This is a genomic window from Protofrankia sp. Cr1, assembly GCF_963555865.1.
In the GTDB taxonomy this organism is placed as follows: Bacteria; Actinomycetota; Actinomycetes; order Frankiales; family Frankiaceae; genus Protofrankia.
The window spans coordinates 1-6,617 of sequence record NZ_CAUVXO010000121.1; the positions used below are offsets into that span (position 1 = coordinate 1).

General features: G+C 66.8%; 6 protein-coding genes. 4 read left to right on the forward strand and 2 right to left on the reverse strand.

The window, feature by feature from the left end:
* Positions 1–339, forward strand: a 339-nt coding sequence (locus U9980_RS12150) for a YceI family protein (RefSeq protein ID WP_322768003.1), incomplete at its 5' end; no start/stop codon positions are given.
* Positions 340–458: 119 nt separating this feature from the next.
* A complete protein-coding gene (locus U9980_RS12155; protein ID WP_322768004.1) occupies positions 459–1,349 on the forward strand; it encodes an acyl-CoA thioesterase in 891 nt (296 codons plus the stop codon).
* 129 nt (positions 1,350–1,478) lie between these two features.
* On the opposite strand, the gene U9980_RS12160 is transcribed toward U9980_RS12155, so the two are convergent.
* Both U9980_RS12160 and U9980_RS12165 read right to left on the reverse strand, forming a co-directional pair.
* A complete protein-coding gene (locus tag U9980_RS12160; RefSeq protein ID WP_322768005.1) occupies positions 1,479–2,162 on the reverse strand; it encodes a pentapeptide repeat-containing protein in 684 nt (227 codons plus the stop codon).
* A complete protein-coding gene (locus U9980_RS12165; protein ID WP_322768006.1) occupies positions 2,146–3,687 on the reverse strand; it encodes a hypothetical protein in 1,542 nt (513 codons plus the stop codon). Before U9980_RS12165 ends, U9980_RS12160 begins: the two co-directional genes overlap by 17 nt.
* Before the next feature lie 229 nt (positions 3,688–3,916).
* Here U9980_RS12165 and U9980_RS12170 point away from each other — a divergent pair, with 229 nt between their 5' ends.
* Complete coding sequence (locus U9980_RS12170) at positions 3,917–5,149, forward strand: LacI family DNA-binding transcriptional regulator (RefSeq protein ID WP_322768007.1); 1,233 nt, start codon at positions 3,917–3,919, stop codon at positions 5,147–5,149.
* A 91-nt stretch (positions 5,150–5,240) separates the two neighbouring features.
* Complete coding sequence (locus U9980_RS12175; RefSeq protein ID WP_322768008.1) at positions 5,241–6,566, forward strand: sugar ABC transporter substrate-binding protein; 1,326 nt, start codon at positions 5,241–5,243, stop codon at positions 6,564–6,566.
* Positions 6,567–6,617: the final 51 nt, after the last annotated feature.

Here is a 6,617-nt window from a genome sequence, read left to right on the forward strand (position 1 = left end):
GATCAGTCCCAGCGCGACGGCCAGTTCCGTGGACGGATCATGGAGACGTCCAGGTACCCGACGGCCACCTTCACCCTGACCAAGCCGATCGATCTCGGATCGGTGCCCGCGACCGGCGTCACCAAGACCTACCAGGCAACCGGCGACCTCACCTTGCATGGCGTCACCAAGAGCGTCTCGATTTCCCTGGAGACGCAGCGGTCCGGTGCACAGATCAAGATCGGCGGGCAGATCCCGATCGTGTTCGCCGACTACAACGTCAGCAACCCGAGCTTCCCTGGAGTCACCACCGAAGACAATGGGATCATGGAGGTACTGCTCGTCCTCACCAAATCCTGACCTCGTCATCTCGTCATCTCGTCATCTCGTCACATCAGGTCCCGTCCGGGGCGCTCACCTCGGTAGAACGGAGCATGCGGGGTGCGCTCGGGTGTGCATCCGAGCGACGGGAGGGACCTTTGAAGCTGCCTGTGGCGGAGCCGATCGAGCGGGAGCCGATCGAGCTGAAACCGTACGGAGCGTCGCAGGTCAGGTGGCCAGTGGCGCTCGATGAGGTGCTCGGTGTGTTGGACGTCCAGCCGGCGACCGCAGCCCGGCCCGGCGGCTCAGCCGCGGTGCTGGCGAACCTTCCCAGCTCGCACGGGGGGATTCTCGGCGCCCAGCTGGTCGGCCAACAGGTCGTCCTGGCCGAGCGACTGCACCCGGGGAAGCGGGTGCAGTCCCTGCAGACGCTGTTCCTGCGCTCCGGGACGTGGCAGGAGCCGCTAGAGGCCCACGTCGAGCAGCTTGCGCAGGGACGCTCGTTCGCCTCGGTGTCCCTGACGTTCCGGCAGGGGCCGGAGCTGATCTGCAAGACTCAGGTACTGCTCACCGTGGACGAGCCCGACCCGGCGCGGACCGCTGTGACGGCCGTCCCGGGGCCGGATCCGCAGGATGCGACCCCGGTCGCGATGCCCCTTCTCCCCTGGGACACCCGGCTCGCCGCCGGGGGGACGTGGCAGGCCCACGACCTGTGGATGCGGAGGAAGGACGTCCCGGACGATCCCACCCTGTGGCGGGCACTGGTCGCGTATACGTGCGAGCCCACGACGCTGCCGCTGCTCATGGCTGACCACGGCACGGTAGGCGGACCGGATAGCGTAGGTAGGCCGCACACCGCGTTGATCGTGGCACTGACCGTCACCTTCTTCGAGGACCTCGATGTGCGCGACTGGCATGTGGTGCGCACGGAGGTCCCCTATGCAGGGGGCGCCCGGGTCCACGGCCGTGGCCAGGTCCTCGACAGCGGCGGTCGGCCCAGTGCCCTGTTCACCACGGTGGGCCTGTTCCGACCGGCTGCCGGTGACTGAAAGACCGGTCTGCGACCGACAGTGAATCGATCTTGTTTCCGTAGACAGGGCCGGACCGTGCCGAAATGGTCCGAGCGGGTCGCCGCCACCTCCAAGCCGACCTTTTCCCGCGCCCGTCGGGTCGCCATTTTAGTTCAGCCAGGACGCTGGTAGCACGAAATCTACCGGCACGACTGTCGTGCCGTCCCCGACCGCCGCTTCAAGCTGTTCCTGCCGCAAACCGGTGGCTCGGGTGAGATCAGCCCCGCCGAGCCGGGCGCCGGTGAGGGTCGTGTTTTTCAAGCGTGTGCCAGACAGGTCCGCCCGCTCCAGTTGGGCTCCGGAAAGGTCTGCCCATTCCAGTTGGGCTCCGGAAAGGTCTACCCGTTCCAGTTGTGCACCAGCAAGATCCGCTCGTTCCAGTTGGGCGTGGCTCAGGTGGGCGTCAGTGAGCTCGGCGCGGCAGACCCCTGGCAGGGACGGGAGTCGGCCGAGAACGGTAAGTGCGGCCTGGATGTCAGCATCCGGGCCCATGTGCCCGGAGAGCTGTCCATTCCGACCGTCGGCTGCCCGCGCGGACCGGGGTTGATTCTGTCGGCCGTGTCCAGTGCCGGACCGGCCGGGGATGTATGCGCGCACGACCGCGGACAGAACCCCGACGACAATGGGTTGCTCGTCGGGGGAGTCCTTCGCGAAGCGTTCCAACGCGTAAATCTCGCCCAGTCGTATGTCCAGCGAGGCAGTGCCGAGCTGGTGGATCGCGCTGATGTAACGCTCGGTCAGTTGCCGAGTCGGTTTTCGGGCATGCGCGAGACCTTCAGAGTGTGGAGACATCGTCGCGGTGGTGGCGTGCTTTGGGTAGCTGCCAGACGTAGACCGGAAGGACCATGCCATCGGCGCTGGCCTGCACCCTGCCTGTGCCCCGGGCGTACGCGATGGTGCTGAGGACGAGACGATCGTCGGCATAGACTTCGAGGAACTCGCCGACGGCCAGTATCCGCAGATGCTGCGGTACCCTCCGAATTCCAGGTGGCGGGGCTGCCTGCGTCGGTTCGCCCGGCTGGCCGGCGGACTGTTGTAATTGCACGCGGCCAACCCCGGCCAGCCATGCATCCGAGTTGCCGACTACTGCTGGTATGGATTCGCCCGTACCGGCGGCCTCTGGAGACCAGTCCTGTGAAGGATCGTAAAACCCGACGCAGCGGTCTGGAAGGTCGTCCGCAACCAGCGGTGCGCCGAGTGACTCCTCCTGCAAGACAGGCCCTCCGGCGTAACCGATCCGCATCCGCCCGGCGCGCGCATGCACTTCCAGCATCATGACATCCGCGCAGTCGCTGTCCGGGCAGATCGTCACGGTGACGCTTCTCGCCTCGGCGGGAATGTCAACCTCGATGATTGCGTCCTTTGTGAGTCCGGTGTCTGCCGGTTTGACCTCCCGGGCGGCGGGCGGCCACCAGGCCAGGACGGGCACACCGTCGGTGTCGAGGCGGAGGCGTTTCGGTTGGGCGAGCATGCCGCGGACCAGGTCGCCGTGATCGTTTAGGCCGACCCGTCGCTGCACGGTGTGCAGGACGAGCTTTTCGCCATCCGCCTGGACGACGCGGGGCGCGTAGACGCCGGGTGGGGCCAGCCGGCCGCGCCGGACCCATGGTCCGAGCAGGGTGTCTGATTCGTATACGTCCACCGAGTGGTCGGTGGAGATGCAGACCAGCATCATCCAGCGGTTGTCGAGCCGTTCGACAACCGGGCACTCCAGTTCCGAGTGCGTCCCGCCTGGCACGACCGGTGGCAGCACGGTCCAGTGCAGCAGGTCGGATGAGACGGCCGCCGCGATGCAACCGCCGACCGACGGCGCGAGGCCGGTTTCGCGCGCGGCGATGAACATCACCCACTGGTCGTGGTCTGGGTCGCGGACAACGAACGGGTCTCGCCAAGCCTGGTAATCGTCGGTGCGGTACCAGTGTGGGTCGGCGACGCAGACGGGGTTGCTGCTGACCCGGTGCCAGCCGGTGCCGTCGTGCCGGGTTGAGCGGGCGAGTCCGACGGCCTGGGTGGCCGGGTGGGGGTGGGCGGATACGCCTGTGTAGAGCATGGCGAGCCCGCCGTCGGGGTGGTCGACGATGCTCATCGTCCAGATCGCGCCGTCATCGAAGTGCCCGGGCCGGGCGATGCCGAAGGTCGGGCCGAGTGGTTCCCAGTGCAGCAGGTCGGTGGAGTGGGCGTGGCCGAAGCTGGTCTCGTGCACAGACGCGTCGAAGGGCACCACGGGTGGCCCCTGGAGGTGTAGGAGGTGCCACCCGTCGTCGGTGGCGAGCACGGCGAAGTCGTTGAGGACGAGACCTGGTGGTGCGTAGCGCACGTGCCCTCCACGGTACACAGATGATGACAGTAGGTGCGGGCGGCTGGCGGGTGGGGGTGCCCGCGGTGGACCTTTTCTGTGATACCCCTCATATCGGCGCTCTGCAAGCGCTTGCAGAACGAGTGGAGTCGGCGTACCGTTCCCGACCATCGTGATCTGGGTCACGCGGGAGTAGGTCGGGCGATCGGGTTCCGGCGGGCGTGTCGGTGGACTTCAGGAGGACTCCGGGATGAGTGGCAGCATTGAGGAGGTGGCCGCGCTGGCGGGCGTGTCCACGGCGACGGTCTCGCGGGCTCTGCGCGGGCTGCCCAACGTCGCCGAGAGCACGCGGATCCGGGTCGTGGCGGCTGCCGCCCAGTTGCTGTATGTGGCCTCACCGCAGGCATCCCGGCTGGCCAGCGGCCGCACGGGCACCGTCGGAGTGGTGGTGCCGTACGTGACCCGGTGGTTTTTCGCCCAGATCATCAGCGGTGCCGAGGCGGTGTTGCGGGCGGGTGGCCTGGACCTGCTGCTCTACAACCTCGGGGATGACGCGGGCAGGGCACGGTTCTTCGACGCGGTGCCGCTGCGCAAGCGGGTCGATGCGGTGCTCGTGCTGTGTTTACCGCTGACCCCGATGGAGATCGAGGTGCTGCAAGCGCTTAACGTCCCTGTTGTTGTCGTCGGCGCGGCTGTGCCCGGCTTCGCCGGCGTGCGGATCGATGACGTTGCCGGTGCGACCGTGGCGGTACGACATCTGATCAATCTTGGTCATCGGCGGATCGGGCTGATCTCCGGCGGGGCGACGGGTGAGGGCTCAGATGACCGTGAGCCGATGCGTTTCACCGCTCCCACGGACCGTCGGCGCGGCTACCGCCACGCCCTCAGGTCGGCGGGGATCCCGTTGGACTCGAGGTTGGAGGCGGCCGGGCACTTCACCGTGCGTGGGGGCGAGCAGGCTATGGCGGAGCTGCTGTCCGCGCAGGCGCCGCCCACGGCGGTGTTCGCTGAGAGCGACGAGATGGCGATGGGGGCGTTACGGACGCTGCGTCGTGCCGGGCTGCGTGTCCCGGACGACCTGTCTGTGGTCGGTTTCGACGGGCACGAGATGGCGGAGTTGTTCGACCTCACGACGATTGTTCAGCCCGTGGTCCGCCAGGGCGAGATCGCCGCGCAGCTGTTGCTCAGCCTCCTGCGCCAGGAGACTCCGGCATCCACCGGTGCGTCTGGCGACGACGGTGACGGCGGTGGTGGCGGTGGTGGCGGTGGTGGGGAAATGGGCGGTTCGGCAGACGACGATGCGGCTGGGGAATCCGCCTCTGCCGATACTCGGGTGAATCCGGCTGTGCCGATATCGATTGTGGTACCGACCAGCATCCATGTCCGCGGCACCACCTGCCCTCCCCGCGGGCAGGGCAATGACGTTTCACCCACCGTGTCAGACCCCACGCGCCCAGCATCACCGGATGCTCCGGTGATGTAGAGGCTCCGGCCCCAGATCTCTCGTGCCGGAGCCGTTTGGCCGCCCTTGGCCCAGGCCGGCCTGTATCGAATCGAGACAAGGAGTTCGCGTAATGCGAAAGAGAACGACCGTCAGTGCGGTCCTCGCTGCCGCCAGCCTTGCGCTGGTGGCCTGCGGAGGCAGTTCGGGTACGTCCCAAGCCGCGGGTACGGCGAGCACATGCAACGGGAAGATCGACGGCAAGCGGACCCTGTCCGCCTGGTTCCACACCGGTCAGGGCGATGAGCGCACGGCGTTCGAGCAGGCGGTGAACGCATTCAACGCCAAGCAGTCCGACGTCGTCGTCAAGCCGACGTTCATCCCGGAGGGGAACTACAACGAGCAGGTGAAGGCCGCCGCCGCCTCGGGCTCGTTACCGGACATCCTCGACTTCGACGGTCCGAACCTCTACAACTATGCCTGGAACGGCAACCTGCAACCGCTCGACACGTGTGTGTCGCAGCAGCTGCGGGCCGATTTGTTGCCCACCATCATCAAACAGGGTATTTACAACACGAAGCTGTATGGGGTGGGTACCGCCGAGTCCGGGCTGGGCCTGTATGTACGGAAATCGGCGTTCGTAAAGGCCGGGGTTCGTATTCCGACGTCCACGGCGGACGCGTGGACGGCGGCGGAGTTCACCGATGCGTTGGCGAAGCTGCGGGCGGCTGGCTTCGCCAAGCCACTCGACCTTCAGATCAACCAGGATCAGGGCGAATGGTACGCGTACGGCTTCGCTCCGATCATTGAGTCGGCCGGTGCGGATGTGATCAGCCGGGCGAATTTTGACAAAGCTGAAGGGGTCATCAACAGTTCGGCGTCCGTGGCTGCGTTGACCGTCATGCAGAGCTGGTTCAAGAACGAGTACGTCGACGCCAACACGGACGACGCGGCGTTTACCGCAGGCCGCGCGGCGGTTTCCTGGGTCGGTCACTGGAAGTACGCCGGCTATTCCAAGAAGTGGGGTGACGACCTGGCGATCGTCCCCCTGCCGAACTTCGGCACCGGCGTGCGGACCGGTGAGGGCAGCTGGCAGTGGGGGATCACCAAGCACGCGGAGGACGCCGACGCCGCGTGGGCGTTCATCAGCTCCCTGTTCGAGGAGACCTACCAGAAGCAGGTCGCGGCCAACGGTGCGATCCCCGCGTCCAAGCCGGTCCTGAACACCATCCCGCAGTTCGCTGCTGGTGGTCCGGAACGGCTCTACGTCGACCAGCTTGATTCCGGTGCCGCGCTGCCTCGACCGGCCACGCCGGCCTATCCGACCATCTCGCTCGCCTTCAACAAGGTGATCGCGGCTGTGCGCAGCGGTGGGAACGTCCAGACCGCCCTGGACCAGGCCGCGAAGAGCATTGATCAGGATATCAAGGACAACGACGGCTACCCGCCGAAGAGTTAGCACCCGGTTGTCGTGGTCCCGGGCCTCGGTCCGGGACCACGATCGCCGACC